The following is a 15,045-nucleotide window of genomic DNA, read 5'->3' on the forward strand; positions in this document are numbered from 1 at the left end:
ATGAACTCAAAGGAATAAGAATTTTTATATCTTAACTTGATTGATTAATTATAAAGGGGCTTGTTATTAATATTATTTATATCACTTTCCACTTCACTCATTATCCAGTCAATAAATAAAGAAGCATGAGGATGAAGTATCTTTGTTTTAGAGTTTGCTAAGTAAAAAGCTTCACACGTAATAACATTTTCATCAAATAATCTCACTAATCTTTTCTCGTTAATATATCGCTCTGCAAGACTACTTCTCCCAAGTGCAATACCGCCATGATTAGCGGCTACTTCAAGTGCATTGACCAAGGTATCGAACTGACAGCCTTGATCAAATTCTGCATTGATCACCTGCATTCTATTAAACCAGTGTCCCCAGCCATCTTCATAACCAATAACATGTAATAACCGCTGTTTCTGCAATAACTCGGGTGTCAGTTCGTCGGGTAGAGAAGCGCGGAAATCCGGGCTACATATTGGGAAAAGGGTATCCCAAGTCAGCCGCCTGGCCTCAAGATCACTCCAGCGTCCATTGCCATAAACCACCTCCAGGTCGGCATCGTGTTTTCTGTCTGCGCCGTCGAACCAGATATTACTGGTAATTTTCAAATTCACCTGCGGATGTAAGTCTCTGAAAAGTTGCAATCTTGGCGATAACCAATTGATAAAAAACACTAAATTAACTCTGATGGTTAACAGCTTATTACGGCCCTGACCAAATAGCTCTTCTGTGATTTCTGACAATTTTGAGATGGCTTCATGCACGACGGGCAGGTAGGCACTGCCCGCCTCGGTGAGCCTGAGACCGCGCGGCAAGCGGATAAAAAGCGTGGTACCCAGCTGACTTTCCAATCCCTTAATCTGCTGGCTGATTGCTGCCTGAGTGATGTGTAATTCTTCTGATGCATGCGTAAAACTCAAGTGACGTGCTGCGGCTTCAAATGAGCGGAGCCAGTTTAGCGGAGGTAATCTTTTCTTCATTATGAGACGTCCTATCCACGTAGAATCATGTTTTCCCTTTCAAAGTAGTTCAAATTTTTCCGGGATCAATAGTTGGTCAGTCATCAATCTATAAAATAATTTATATCTATGGGGCAAATTTTCTTGATTGTCTCAGCAATATAAATTGTGACTAACTATCTCCAGCTTAGTATTACCGTTTTTGTTCGATTGAAACGGTTTTTAAGGACAAGCTGATTAAACTCAGTATTTATTCTGAGGCTTTATTTCGTCTGAATATATTTAGGAATTAAATGAAAGGGAGAGATAGATGAGTAATATAGATATTCAATCGAACAATAAAGAAGGGATCTTTGCCGGTGTTAATCCGGTAATGGCTGTCGGTTCATCAATACTGGTTATATTATTCGTCTTATATACCGTTATCGATCCTGAAAATGCCAATAAAGTGTATTCTGCCGCAAAAAAATATATCGCGACAGATTTAAGCTGGTATTACGTAGGTTTGATGAGTGCCTTCCTCTTTATTGCTTTCTACTTTGTTTTTAGCCGTTACGGCAGCATCCGACTGGGTAAAAATGATGAGAAACCCCAATTTGGTTTTTTTTCATGGTTTTCAATGCTTTTTGGTGCAGGTATCGGGATAGGGATACTTTTCTGGAGTATCGCAGAGCCTATGTACCACATGCAGACCAACCCTTTTATCACTAAAGATCAAGCGTTATCGATTGAAGCAGCGCAAATTGCCATGAGGATCAGTATCTTTCATTGGGGTCTGCATGGCTGGGCACTATTTGCAATTTGTGGCATGTCTTTGGCTTACTTTGCTTATCGCAAAGGCTTACCGCTGTCGGTGCGGTCAGGACTCTATCCTGTATTTGGCGACAGGATTTATGGCCCACTCGGCCATGCCGCAGACCTGTTAGCCGTATTCGGCACTGTATTTGGTATTGCGACGTCGCTAGGGCTTGGCGCACAGCAAATGAATGCCGGACTGGAGTATCTTTTTGGAATCCCGATCAGTACGCAGACTCAGATCGGGCTGATCGTAGTGATCTCGATGATCGCAACCTTCTCTGTTCTCACCGGTGTCGATAAGGGGATCAGGATCCTCAGTGAGCTCAACATGCGCCTGACGGTAGTGATGTTGGCGTTTTTCATCATTCTTGGACCAACAGCTTATGTGATTGGTTCGTTCTTCACCAATCTTGGTGATTACATGCTGAATGTCACCACACTCGGGTTATGGGTCGATCCTAACCCTGAAAATACCTGGCAGGGTGCCTGGACAATCTTCTACTGGGGCTGGTGGATTGCGTGGGCACCTTTCTGTGGCATGTTCATTGCGCGCATTTCCCGTGGGCGGACTATCCGTGAATTTGTGCTTGGTGTCTTGCTTGCGCCCACAACTCTCGCAGCATTCTGGATCACTATCTTCGGCAACACAGCAGTTTACATTGAGCTCTTTGGGCAGGGCGGGGTCGTTGAAGCGGTCAATAACGACCTGACGTTAGCACTGTTCAAAACCATTGAGCTGATGGACATTGGCTCAGTACTCACCATTCTCGGTGCTTCCATCTGTACCATCATGCTGGTGACCTACTTTGTCACGTCAGCGGACTCGGCCACTCTGGTTATCTGCACCCTTTTATCTATGGGCAATGAGCATCCGCCCGCGCGATACAGAATTTTCTGGGGTATGTCGATTGGCTTTGTGGCGGCCGTTTTGCTTCTGGCAGGCGGGCTTTCTGCATTACAAACCGCGTCTATCGTTGCTGCACTTCCTTTCTCGCTGGTGATCATTACTACCACATTCGGCCTCTATAAAGCGCTTCGCCGTGAACCGCTGCCCGGTAAGCCTGATTCAGATATAGCAGGAGTAGCAAAATGATTGCGTCAGTCACTTTACCAAGAACGATAGAAATGGGAGGAGGAGCGATTAAGCAACTTCCTCAGATGGTCAAAAACCTTGCAGCATCCCGTGTCCTAATTGTCACTGATCCCACCATGGTTCAGCTGGGATATGTCGATACTCTGCAGTCGATCCTCCACAATGCGGATATTCATGCCGATGTCTATTCGGACACGATCCCTGAGCCAACGTCGTCTTCTATTGACGCCTTGGTTGAGGCTGCGCGGCAAGATGATTTTGATTGTCTGGTCGCGCTCGGCGGCGGCAGTGCCATCGACAGTGCCAAAGCTGCCAGTATTTTGCTCGCTTTTGGAGGCAAAATGCGTGATTACAAAGTGCCGAGAATGGTCAATGAGTCGGGGATCCCACTGATTGCAGTGCCGACAACGGCGGGAACCGGATCGGAAGTAACCCGGTTTACGGTGATCACCGACGATGAGACTGATGAGAAGATGTTATGTGTTGGGCTTAGCTTCGCACCTGTTGCCGCAATAGTGGATTACGAGCTGACCCTGTCTGTCCCGGCGAGGATCACTGCTGATACCGGAATCGATGCCCTGACTCATGCCATCGAAGCCTATGTCAGTAAAAAAGCGACACCGTTCAGTGATTATCATGCGCTTGAGGCAATGCGCCTGCTGGCGCCGAATTTACGTCGGGTCTTTCACGACGGGCGCGATGTCGCTGCCCGTGAGGCGATGATGCAGGGAGCGACGCTTGCGGGACTGGCATTTTCTAATGCCTCGGTCGCGCTGGTACACGGAATGAGTCGGCCGATAGGGGCCTTTTTCCATGTGCCGCACGGCCTCTCTAATGCCATGTTATTACCTACTATTACTGCTTTTTCAGTAGAAGCCGCAGAGCACCGTTATGCCGATTGTGCCCGCGCAATGGCTGTTGCCAGTGATGATGACTCTGACAGCCTTGCCTGCCAGCAGCTGGTTGATGAACTGGTCAAACTCAATCAAGAACTGGGTGTACCGACACTGGCTGAGTTTGGCGTGTCGGCCAGCCATTTTGATCAGGTGCTCGATACCATGATTGATCAGGCCATTGCATCAGGCTCTCCTGCCAATAATCCAAGGGTGCCGTCACCACAGCAAATGGCGGCGCTCTACCAACAACTCTGGACTTAAGGAAAAGGAAATACAGGAATGAATAGAGTCGGACACCTGATTAACGGAGAACTCTCCTACGACGAAGCGGGCAGACAAGCCGTCTATAACCCTGCGACAGGAGAAGCGATCCGCGAATTGTTGCTCGCACCCGAGCAGACCGTGAATAATGCTGTTGCGGTAGCAAAAGAGGCGTTTAAGGGGTGGCGAAACCAGCCTGCCATCAAACGCGCACGCATCATGTTTGAATACAAACGCCTGCTCGAAGCCAACAGGGATAAAATTTGTGCGCTGATTGGCGAAGAGCACGGCAAGATAGGTCACGATGCAGCGGGAGAGCTTCAGCGAGGCATTGAGAATGTGGAATATGCCTGCTCTGCGGCTGAGCTTTTGAAAGGCGAGTACAGCAAAAATGTTGGCCCCTCGATTGACTCGTGGTCGGAACATCAGCCTCTTGGCGTGGTGGCAGGTATCACGCCGTTTAACTTTCCTGCCATGGTGCCACTGTGGATGTTTCCGATGGCATTAGTGTGCGGCAACTGCTTTATTCTCAAACCGTCGGAGCGTGATCCGAGTGCGGCATTGTTTATTGCTCAGCTACTTAAAGAAGCAGGTCTGCCTGATGGGGTGATGCAGGTGGTTCAGGGTGGTAAAAGTGTCGTGGATACCCTGCTGACCAATTCCGATGTCGAAGCTGTCAGCTTTGTCGGTTCAACCCCAATTGCTCGTTACATCTACAGCAAAGCGACAGAAAATGGCAAACGCTGCCAAGCCCTTGGTGGCGCGAAAAATCACGCCATCGTGATGCCTGATGCTGACATTGATAATGCTACCAACCAGTTGCTTGGCGCGGCGTTTGGTTCATCTGGTGAACGCTGTATGGCGCTCTCGGTTGCCGTTACTGTGGGAGATGACGCGGCGGATAAACTCATAGACAGCCTCACTACAAAAATGGCGTCACTGAAGGTTGGCGCGTATAGCGACAACAGCAACGACTATGGTCCATTGATCAGCCGTGAGCACCAGATGAAAGTGAAAGACTACATTGACTCCGCGGAACAAGACGGCGCCAACGTTCTGGTAGACGGAAGACAGGTGAGTGTCGAGGGATACCCAGAGGGCTTCTTTGTTGGGGCGACGTTGATCGATTGTGTCACCACCTCAATGCAAAGCTATCAGGAAGAGATCTTCGGACCTGTGCTGCAAATCGTCCGTGTAACCACGATGGAAGAGGCGATGGCGATCATCGATGCACATCAATACGGCAACGGCACCTGTATTTTTACCCGTGATGGCGAGGCGGCGAGATATTTCTCGGACCATATCCGTGTCGGTATGGTGGGTATCAATGTGCCGCTACCTGTGCCTGTCGCATACCACAGTTTTGGCGGCTGGAAGCAATCACTCTTTGGTGATTTGCATGCTTACGGGCCGGATGCAGTGAAGTTCTATACCCGACGAAAAACCATTACCCAGCGTTGGCCTTCAGCCAGTGTGCGCGAGGGAACCAGTTTCTCCATGCCCACACTCTAGTGCCTTGTGAAAAACACACAGACGCCCGGTATCAGAATCATACTGGGTGTCTGATGATCACCTTTATCTCCTCTGCCTTTCCCACAAGTCATCCACCGTATCTCACTCTTGCATCATATATTTCTTAGCTTTAGGTGAACAAAGAAAATGTGATCCTTAACGATTTGTGAGTGAAAGATTCGTGTTATCTATCTACAAAATTTGTGCACTTACACTTGTATTTCCTATGTGGACGATTAAACTTCACCCTTTAATTGAGCTAACAAGTGTTAGCTCAAATGGATCTGACCACTTAAGCCTATCCGCTACCCCGATGCGCTGAGAGAGAACAACATGTCACTGAATTTTCATATCGTTACCCGTATACGCCAACAGGTTGCCAGTCATGGCGATAAAACTGCTGTGCGTTTTCAGCAGGATCAGGGGTGGGGAGAAACCAGTTGGAAAGCCTTCGGTGACAATATCGACGCAGTGTCCAAGGCGCTGCTGGTGGCAGGTCTGGCCGTTCAGGACCGCATAGCTATCTTTGCCAATAACTCGGCAGAATGGACAACGACTGATCTCGGCGCGCTCCAGGTACGCTGTGTTCCCGTGCCTATTTATCCGACCAACACACCGGGTCAGGCGGCTTACATCATTAATGATGCAGGTGCCAGAATCCTGTTCATTGGCGAGCAAGCGCAACTCGACGCCGCTTTATCAGTTATTGACCAATGCCCGACAGTAGAAAAAATTGTCTGCTTTAACAAAGATGTTGATGTCAGTCTGCATCCGCTTTGCTGTCATTGGCAGGACTTTGTGTCATCGGGGAATGACAACGTTGCAGCTGAGCTTACCAAGCGAATTGATGATCGGGCCATCGATGATCTGATGACCCTGATTTACACCTCGGGTACGACCGGTGAGCCAAAAGGGGTGATGATTGATTATGCCAATATTGCCGCTCAGCTCCGCACACACGAAGATGCACTACCGCTGACAGAAGACGATGTATCACTGGCATTCCTGCCGCTGTCGCATGTGTTTGAACGTTGTTGGAGCCTGTACGTATTAATGAGTGGAGCGACGAACTGCTACCTCACCAATACAGGCGATATCCGTACTGCACTGAGAGAGGTGAAGCCGACCACCATGTGTGCGGTTCCGCGCTTCTACGAGAAAATTTATTCCGCTATTCATGAGAAAGTGGCAGCTTCCAGCCTGACCAAGCGTGCCATGTTTAGCTGGGCAGTGACTGTCGGCGCAAAAGTGGCTGATATCCGTCGTCAGGGCGGCAAGCCAAATTCAGCACTGAAAGTCGCGTATCGAGCAGCAAACAAAATGGTGCTGTCAAAACTCCGTACTCTGTTGGGCGGCAACATTTCTATGATGCCTTGCGGCGGCGCCAAGCTCGACCCGGAAATTGGCCGTTTTTTCCATGCCATTGGTGTAAACGTCAAGCTGGGCTATGGCATGACCGAAACCACAGCGACCATTTCCTGCTGGGATAATGGATTGTTCAACGCCGATTCCGTGGGTAAACCCATGCCGGGCGTTGAGGTGAAAATCGGAAAGGATAACGAGATTCTGGTACGCGGCGACATGGTCATGCGCGGTTACTTCAACAAGCCTGAAGAAACAGAGAAGACTTTCACCGAAGATGGCTTTCTGAAAACCGGAGACGCTGGGCACCTTGATGAAAAAGGTAACCTGTTTATTACCGACCGCATTAAAGAGCTGATGAAAACCTCTGGCGGTAAGTATATTGCGCCACAAGCCATTGAAGGTCGTCTAGGTAAAGACCACTTTATTGAGCAGATTGCTGTTATCGCCGATGCCAGAAACTTTGTTTCAGCACTTGTGGTGCCGTGTTTTGACTCTCTGGAGCAACATGCAAAAGAGTTGAATATTAAATACCATGACCGTCTTGAGCTTATCCGCAACAGTCAGATTGTTGAAATGTTTGAGAAGCGAATTGCCAGTATGCAGACTGAACTCGCCCGTTTTGAACAGGTGAAAAAGTTCACCTTATTGCCGTCTGAGTTTTCGATGGCACAGGGTGAACTGACGCCAACGCTCAAATTACGCCGTAAAGTGATTCTGGAGCGTTACAAAAAACAGATCGAGGCGATGTACAAAAAACATAAATAATGAACGACCTTCTGATGCTGACAGATTTGTCAGCATCAGTTCACAACCGTTAGTAAAGCCTTACCCTGACTGGGATCCTGCTTGTTCCGATTCGAAGAACTTAATTTACCTCTCATATTTTCTACCGGCAAACTCTAAAATTTAACCATTCTGATACAAAAATGTATTATGACAGTTGAAATATGGCATTTCATACGGCAAATCCTAATCCTCCATTCAAATATATATACTAAATAATGTCTCCTAAATAGTGATAAAGACTAAAGGTTATTGGTTAAGCCAGTGCCATTGATGATTAATGACGCTAAATTAAGACAATGCAATCAAAAGCTGTTTGCTTCATAGACATTTGTAATATCGAAAGGTTAAAGTTATTAGGCTGATTCAGCGCTTGTTACGACCGGCGTTGAAGGCATAGCGGGTATACAGCCGACACAGATCAGCTTTAACCCCTTTCCCAGGCTACAAATAAGTCCTGACTATGCAGACATGGAGGCAACAGTGGAAATGTTATCCGGAGCCGATATGATCGTTCGCTCTTTGATCGATCAAGGCGTAAAACACATCTTTGGTTATCCCGGCGGTTCTGTCCTGGATATTTACGATGCTCTTCACCAAAACGGTAGCGATATCGATCACGTACTTGTTCGTCACGAACAGGCTGCAGTGCATATGGCCGATGGCTATGCCCGTGCAACTGGTGAAGTTGGCGTTGTTTTGGTGACATCAGGTCCCGGCGCAACCAATGCTATTACTGGTATCGCGACAGCATACATGGACTCCGCGCCTATGGTGGTGCTCTCGGGTCAGGTACCAAGCCATCTGATTGGTAATGACGCGTTTCAGGAATGTGACATGGTGGGTATTTCGCGCCCTGTGGTCAAACATAGCTTCCTGATCAAAGATGCCAAAGATATACCGACAATTCTCAAAAAAGCATTTTATCTTGCAGCCAGCGGCCGTCCCGGTCCGGTAGTGGTTGATTTGCCGAAAGATATGCTGAATCCTGCAGTAAAACACGAATACGAGTATCCAGAAACGGTCTCCATGCGTTCTTATAACCCGACAACGACGGGTCACAAAGGACAAATCAAGCGTGGCTTGAAAGCGCTTCTGGAAGCTAAGCGTCCGGCGCTTTATATCGGCGGCGGTGCTATCATTGCAGACTGCGGCGAGCAGGTCGCCAAGCTTGCCGATACCCTGAACATTCCAGTGGTCAGCACCCTGATGGGGCTGGGCTCATACCCGGGTACTGGCGACAAATCAGTGGGTATGCTGGGCATGCACGGCACCTACGAAGCCAACATGACCATGCACAATGCCGACCTTATCTTTGGTATTGGTGTGCGGTTTGATGACAGGACCACCAACAACCTGGAAAAATATTGTCCGGGTGCAAAGATCATGCATATTGATGTCGACCCATCAAGCATCTCGAAAACCGTTGCAGTGGATATTCCAATTGTTGGCTCTGCTGACACCGTGTTGGACAGTATGCTGAAAATGCTGGTTGAGCAAGGTGGCACCAACGATGAAGCAGCCCTTGCCGAATGGTGGTCATCGATCAATGAATGGCGCAGCCGCAAGTGTCTGGCCTATGAAAAAGATAACGATCGCATTAAACCTCAGGAAGCCATTGAGGCACTATACAAACTGACCAACGGCGACGCTTACGTGTCATCTGATGTTGGTCAGCACCAGATGTTTGCTGCGCTGTACTATCCGTTTGACAAGCCAAGACGCTGGATCAACTCCGGTGGCCTCGGCACCATGGGCTTCGGTCTGCCTGCGGCGATGGGTATTAAGTTCGCCTTGCCAGACGAAGAAGTGGTCTGTGTGACGGGCGACGGCAGTATCCAAATGAACATTCAGGAGCTGTCCACGGCGCTGCAATATGACATCCCGGTAAAAATCATCAACCTCAACAACCGCTTCCTCGGTATGGTGAAGCAGTGGCAGGATATGATTTATCAGGGGCGTCACTCTCACTCATACATGGATTCTGTACCTGATTTCGCCGCGATTGCGGAGGCATATGGTCACGTAGGGATCCGAATCAACCATCCGTCTGAACTGGAAAGCGAACTGAAGCGTGGTCTGGATATGAAAGACAGGCTGGTTTTCATCGACATTAATGTGGATGAGACTGAGCATGTTTACCCTATGCAGGTGCGTGGTGGTGCGATGAATGAAATGTGGTTAAGTAAGACGGAGAGAACCTGATGCGCAGTATTGTATCAATATTAATGGAAAATGAGCCGGGTGCTCTGTCGCGTGTCGTAGGTTTGTTCTCACAGCGTGGTTATAACATTGAGTCGTTGACAGTATCACCGACCGATGATCCCACCTTGTCTCGCCTCAACATCACCACCACCGTGGTGAAAGACTCTGAGCGTGAGCAGATTGAGAAGCAGCTTCACAAGCTGGTTGATGTGCTGAAAGTCAGTAATGTTACCGAAACCGACCATATCGAGCGTGAGCTGGCAATGGTGAAAGTGAAGGCGAGTGGTTTTGCTCGTGCAGAAGTAAAACGAACTGCTGACATTTTCCGTGGTCAGATAGTCGATGTCACCAACTCTCTGTACACCGTACAAATTACGGGTACCACAGAGAAGATAGAAGCCTTTATCTCAGCCATGGCTCAGGTAACGGACATAATTGAGGTGGCCCGGAGTGGAGTGGTCGGCATCGCCCGTGGAGAGCGAGCACTGCGTCAGTAGTGTGTTTCATTCTGCCTAATCCAACAAAAAGCCGGTGAAAACCGGCTTTTTTTATCACGGTTGCTACAGGCTGAGCGAGTCTGGCTGATTTTCACTTGCATCCTGATGGTTAAAATGTAGACTGTGCCGCTCGTCACATTTCGCTTGTTTTTTGTTCACTGCTACACAAATTTTATAAGAGGTAAGTGTGTTCCATACGATCAATAAATGTCTTGTAAGAGCTACGACAGTGACCCTTGCCGTTCTGGCGTTGAAAATCAGCATGATTTATCTGGTTCCAATGGCAGTACTGTTCAATACGCACGGTAAAGAACTGACTCGCTGGTAATGCCGATAAGCTGACAACCACGCACAAAAAAAGGAGCCAACTGGCTCCTTTTTTACTTTCTGCACAGCGTATTACAGCATGTGTACAGAAGAGGTGTTGGTCGTGCCTGAAGCAACCAATGCACCTGATACCATTACCACGATGTCACCGTGCTGAGCCAGACCAGATGCCAGCGCGATCTCTTTACCATGGATGTAGAACTGGTCAGTGCTTTCAAAGCCATCTACCACTACAGGCGTTACACCCTTAGTCAGACAAAGCTGTGCAGCCGTTTTCTGCTCAGTGGTCACAGCGATGATGTTCGCCGTTGGGAAGTATTTACGGATAGAGCGTGCAGATTTACCCGCCTGAGTTGCAACAACAATCAGTGGCGCACCCAGTTTCTCAGCTGAATCTACCGCACCTTTACACACTGCTTCAGTAATGCGCAGACGAGAGCTATCCAGACGAGAGCCCATTTCAGCTTTCATTGCTCCGTCAGTACGCTCACAGATTTGCGCCATGATGCTAACTGCTTCGATAGGATATTTACCCTTCGCAGATTCACCAGACAGCATAACGGCGTCAGTACCGTCCATGATGGCATTGGCAACGTCACCAGCTTCTGCGCGGGTTGGACGTGGGTTCTTGATCATCGAATCCAGCATTTGCGTCGCAGTGATAACCATCTTGCGTGCACGGTTACACTTCTCGATCATCATTTTCTGAGCGAAAATAACTTCTTCAACCGGGATCTCAACACCCAGGTCACCACGTGCAACCATGATACCGTCAGATACATCAAGGATATCGTCGAAGTTGTCCACACCTTCCTGGTTTTCGATCTTAGAAATGATCTTAATGTCAGCGCCGCCGTTTGCTTCTAGCAGCTCACGGATCTCCAGTACGTCTTCTTTCTTACGGATGAAAGAAGCAGCAACAAAGTCAACGCCTTGCTCACAACCAAATTTCAGGTCAGCTTTATCTTTCTCAGCCAGTGCTGGCAGTTTTACAGAAACGCCCGGCAGGTTAACGCCTTTGTTTTCGCCCAGCTCACCGTTGTTCAGAACTTTACAGATAACTTCAGTGGTCGTGGTTTCAACCACTTCCATTTCAATCAGACCGTCATCAACAAGAATGATGTTGCCTTGCTTAAGATCCTGAGCAAAACCCGGGTAAGTTACTGCAACACGCTCTGAGTTACCGACTACAGAAGCGTCAGTTGTGAAAGTGAATTGCTGTCCAGCAACCAGAGACACATCGCTGCCGCCTTCAAGCTTGATAGTGCGGATCTCAGGACCTTTGGTATCGAGGAGAATAGCGAGCTGCTTACCGCTTTCTTTCATTACTTCACGCAGGTTAGCGATACGCTTACCGTGCTCGTCGAAGTCACCGTGTGAGAAGTTAAGGCGCATAACGTTCATGCCAGCGTCAGCCAGCTTGGTCAGCATCTCTTTAGATTCAGTTTTTGGTCCAATCGTACAAACGATTTTGGTCTTTTTCATGCGGGATTGTCTCCGGTGTGAATGTTACCCAGAAAAATTATTTCTGTGTGAGCCCCAATATTTTTTCGTAAAAAAACAACAAACATCGGTAAAGCAGACGCCGATATTTTTGGGCTCTTACACAGGGTTAATTCAAAAAATTTAAAGCGTAATTATGTTGTTGAAGCGTTCATGTCGCTTGAAAAACACAACTTGTCGCGCACTAGAAGCCAGTATACCTACAAAATAAGACGGAATTTTGATCTTAAACCGCTGTGAGAGGATCAAAGCTCTGAAGAAGGATATTTTGTAAGCTGCCGGGATGGTTACACATTCTTAAAATTTTCGAAGGTAAATTTACCACACTATGTTATCTAGATCACCATTGAGTAACGTCAAGACGAGCAAATGTGAAGATTGCCCGAGCGGATTATTAACCAATTGTTTACAGCCTGTATGTGATTAATTTGTTTTTAGTCACAAAAAAATGTAACAAAAAGTATAAAATTCAACCTGTTGCTTTGAGGTGACTAATCAACACATTACATAAACGTTAAAACGCAGCGAGATAATATTGAATGCGTGATATGCGGTGTAAAAAAAGGCGAAAAATTCCCCGCTTAACCGGGGTAAGTAGTTCTTTCAATAATTCACCGCACATTGTGACGCATGGCTGTGAAAGACAACGCACGCGCCTGTCACTGTGATGAAAAAAGACCAGCGACGTGCTGGCCTTTTGATTAATGTTTCATGATTGATGGTTTACAGACTAGTCAGTTTGCCGAATAGATCAGTTTACCGAGCAGGCACCCAATGCTTCCCATCCACCCCACTGTCCAGAGGTCGCTGGATCTTTACCGCGAGTCCACCATCTGGCTTTATAACGTTTGCCCTGATGAGAGACGATATCGCCTGATAGATACACCTTGTCGGCTAACCATGCTGGCTCACTACAATTGTCAGGATTACCACTGTCTTTAAGCACGATGCTTTCACTCAGGGTACTGCTCAGGCCTTCCTCATCAGTGACTTTCAGTGTCACTGTGTATTCGCCGTAGTTACGGTAAGTATGAGACGGAGCCTCCGCAGTGCTGGACTGACCATCACCGAACGTCCACAGGTGGCTGACAACACCCTTATCGTCTGACGACTGGTTGCTGAACGTGACCTTAAGATCATTCACATCAAAGCTGAAGCGCGATTGTGGCGGCTCATTCTTACAACCTGTGTCATCGTCATCATCTCCGTCACCCACCTTCTTCCATACATTGGTATAGATGTCAGGGCGGGCACCGGTCGACCACCAAATCGCCTCATAAATGCTGCCGTTGTAGCGAACTCTGTCGCCCATCGAGTAGGATGTGGTTTCTGACCACTCAGGCGCAGATTCGCTCAGCAGACAGGTTTGACTGATAGTCACTTCTTTCGTCGCCATATCGCTCAGGCCATCTGCGTCAGTAACCGTAAGCCTGACAGAATAAGTACCCGCGCTGCTGTAGGTATGTCTGGGTGATGTCATCGTAGACTCATTACCATCGCCGAAGCTCCAGCGATAATCGACAATGCCCTTATCATCGGTTGACTGATCAGTGAAAGCGACAGTACTGCCATCTTTCGAGTAGCTGAACCCAGCGACCGGACTTTCGAGAGAATCACCACCTAAGTCAGTCATTTCAACCGCATAAACCAGTGCCAGCTTGGCAAACTTGAAAGCATGAGCGGCGGCATGACCACTTTGCGCCAGCGTGTCGTTGACGGTATGAATCGCCTTGTTGTGTTCACCAAATTTTGATTCAGACGGCATAGACGCCGGGAAGCCATTTCGGTGCCATGAAGCATGGTCAGAACAGGCATAGCCACACGCGGTCGAATTGGCGCGATACTCCGGTAAATACTCAGAGACCAGAGATTTCAGGAACCGGGTTTGCTCGTCGTTGGTGTAATCACTGATAAAGTAGAAATCATCCATTGAGCCGTGGTAGTTGGTCATATCCAACTGAAGAACACCCTTAACGTCTTTATTGGTGTTCTTATATTCAGCCGCAATTTCAGCCGAGCCTTTAAGGCCCACCTCTTCTGCCGCATAACCCATAAATTGTAAGGTGCGGTCGGGCTTAAAGTTAGGCTGGCTTGCCAGTACCCGAATTACTTCGGTGAAGGTCGCAATACCGGAGGCGTTATCGTCTGCACCCGGTGCGCGGGTGTTCTCGCCTGTGCTTCTGCCTACCGTTGAATCAAGGTGACCACCGATGACCACGATCTCATCGGGTTTGGTATGGCCTTTAAAGGTAAGAATGACTGAGTCCTGAGGCCAGTCTCTGTGGTTATATTTTTCAACCGTCATATCTGAACGGCCACTCGCCAACGACTGCCATTCATCATGAATATAATTTGCCGAATTGACACCGTGAGTCGTGGTGTAAAAGCGGTTGGTGAAATTCGACAGGGAACGAATCATGTCAGTGATCCGCGATTCCTGTACCTGACCCAGCCAGTTCGGAATATCGGATTTGGCTGTCAGGGAGGGGGCAGTGAAATCGGTTTTGAGCTGCGCCGCGAGAATGGCCTGTTCAGCATCTTCCCGCGAGTTGTGGACCATGTAGCCCGGACAACGAAAAAAGTCATCGTGCATCAGGGCAGTGAGCAGGTCCTGTTGGTCACTGTCAATACGGATCACTGCGGCCGGAGAGGCGGCAAAGCCCTTCACATCCGATACCAGAGCGTATCCGTTCAGTGACGATATGGTTGGCAGTGTATCTTTGTCCACCGTCAACCATAGCTGCTCTGCACTGACTGCCGCTGGCAGCATCAGTGACACAGCAAGTAAAGATTTGTACATAGTGATATGTCCTTATTAGAAAAGGGTATGAGTTTCAGGGACAAACCACTCGATA

The 15,045-nt window shown here is 48.2% G+C and carries 10 protein-coding genes; 7 read left to right on the forward strand and 3 right to left on the reverse strand.

The genetic code is table 11. The annotated features are described in order from the left end of the window. Positions 1 to 44: 44 nt before the first annotated feature. Complete coding sequence (locus A8L45_RS04030) at positions 45 to 971, reverse strand: LysR substrate-binding domain-containing protein (RefSeq protein WP_068899494.1); 927 nt, start codon at positions 969 to 971, stop codon at positions 45 to 47. A 289-nt stretch (positions 972 to 1,260) separates the two neighbouring features. On the opposite strand from A8L45_RS04030, the gene A8L45_RS04035 reads away from it, so the two are divergent. The 7 genes from A8L45_RS04035 (at position 1,261) to A8L45_RS24400 (ending at position 10,688) form a co-directional block, all read left to right on the forward strand. After that, positions 1,261 to 2,841: a BCCT family transporter gene (locus A8L45_RS04035; RefSeq protein ID WP_175401899.1), complete on the forward strand. Its 1,581-nt coding sequence runs from the start codon at positions 1,261 to 1,263 to the stop codon at positions 2,839 to 2,841. Beyond that, the gene (locus A8L45_RS04040) at positions 2,838 to 3,998 is read left to right on the forward strand and encodes an iron-containing alcohol dehydrogenase (protein WP_068899495.1); all 1,161 of its coding nucleotides are present in this window, start codon (positions 2,838 to 2,840) and stop codon (positions 3,996 to 3,998) included. Before A8L45_RS04035 ends, A8L45_RS04040 begins: the two co-directional genes overlap by 4 nt. Positions 3,999 to 4,016: 18 nt before the next feature. After that, positions 4,017 to 5,510 (forward strand): CoA-acylating methylmalonate-semialdehyde dehydrogenase, encoded by a 1,494-nt coding sequence (locus A8L45_RS04045; RefSeq protein ID WP_068899497.1) that lies wholly within the window; start codon positions 4,017 to 4,019, stop codon positions 5,508 to 5,510. A gap of 333 nt (positions 5,511 to 5,843) precedes the next feature. After that, positions 5,844 to 7,640 carry an AMP-dependent synthetase/ligase gene (locus tag A8L45_RS04050; RefSeq protein WP_068899499.1) on the forward strand — a complete coding sequence of 599 codons (1,797 nt, stop codon included), beginning with the start codon at positions 5,844 to 5,846 and terminating at the stop codon, positions 7,638 to 7,640. 489 nt (positions 7,641 to 8,129) lie between these two features. Next, positions 8,130 to 9,863 carry an acetolactate synthase 3 large subunit gene (locus A8L45_RS04055; protein ID WP_217492117.1) on the forward strand — a complete coding sequence of 578 codons (1,734 nt, stop codon included), beginning with the start codon at positions 8,130 to 8,132 and terminating at the stop codon, positions 9,861 to 9,863. Beyond that, entirely contained in the window at positions 9,863 to 10,360 is a 498-nt protein-coding gene (ilvN, locus tag A8L45_RS04060; RefSeq protein ID WP_068899502.1) for an acetolactate synthase small subunit, read from the forward strand. Before A8L45_RS04055 ends, ilvN begins: the two co-directional genes overlap by 1 nt. 187 nt (positions 10,361 to 10,547) lie before the next feature. After that, positions 10,548 to 10,688, forward strand: coding sequence for a hypothetical protein (locus A8L45_RS24400; protein WP_175401900.1), 141 nt, complete (start codon positions 10,548 to 10,550; stop codon positions 10,686 to 10,688). Between the two features lie 71 nt (positions 10,689 to 10,759). Here A8L45_RS24400 and pykF read toward each other — a convergent pair whose 3' ends face one another. Both pykF and A8L45_RS04075 read right to left on the reverse strand, forming a co-directional pair. Next, on the reverse strand, positions 10,760 to 12,172 hold the full coding sequence (gene pykF / locus A8L45_RS04070; RefSeq protein ID WP_068899506.1) for a pyruvate kinase PykF: 1,413 nt from the start codon (positions 12,170 to 12,172) through the stop codon (positions 10,760 to 10,762). A gap of 769 nt (positions 12,173 to 12,941) precedes the next feature. Beyond that, positions 12,942 to 14,990, reverse strand: coding sequence for a M20/M25/M40 family metallo-hydrolase (locus A8L45_RS04075; RefSeq protein ID WP_068899507.1), 2,049 nt, complete (start codon positions 14,988 to 14,990; stop codon positions 12,942 to 12,944). Between the last annotated feature and the right edge of the window lie 55 nt (positions 14,991 to 15,045).

This window comes from Veronia pacifica, from assembly GCF_001707825.1.
GTDB classification, from domain to species: Bacteria; Pseudomonadota; Gammaproteobacteria; order Enterobacterales; family Vibrionaceae; genus Veronia; species Veronia pacifica.

What these genes read in the sequence shown, in the direction of transcription:
- A8L45_RS04030 (WP_068899494.1), bottom strand. Translation starts at nt 971, where the DNA reads ATGAAGAAAAGATTACCTCCGCTAAACTGGCTCCGCTCATTTGAAGCC.
- A8L45_RS04035 (WP_175401899.1), top strand. Translation starts at nt 1,261, where the DNA reads ATGAGTAATATAGATATTCAATCGAACAATAAAGAAGGGATCTTTGCC.
- A8L45_RS04040 (WP_068899495.1), top strand. Translation starts at nt 2,838, where the DNA reads ATGATTGCGTCAGTCACTTTACCAAGAACGATAGAAATGGGAGGAGGA.
- A8L45_RS04045 (WP_068899497.1), top strand. Translation starts at nt 4,017, where the DNA reads ATGAATAGAGTCGGACACCTGATTAACGGAGAACTCTCCTACGACGAA.
- A8L45_RS04050 (WP_068899499.1), top strand. Translation starts at nt 5,844, where the DNA reads ATGTCACTGAATTTTCATATCGTTACCCGTATACGCCAACAGGTTGCC.
- A8L45_RS04055 (WP_217492117.1), top strand. Translation starts at nt 8,130, where the DNA reads ATGGAGGCAACAGTGGAAATGTTATCCGGAGCCGATATGATCGTTCGC.
- ilvN (WP_068899502.1), top strand. Translation starts at nt 9,863, where the DNA reads ATGCGCAGTATTGTATCAATATTAATGGAAAATGAGCCGGGTGCTCTG.
- pykF (WP_068899506.1), bottom strand. Translation starts at nt 12,172, where the DNA reads ATGAAAAAGACCAAAATCGTTTGTACGATTGGACCAAAAACTGAATCT.
- A8L45_RS04075 (WP_068899507.1), bottom strand. Translation starts at nt 14,990, where the DNA reads ATGTACAAATCTTTACTTGCTGTGTCACTGATGCTGCCAGCGGCAGTC.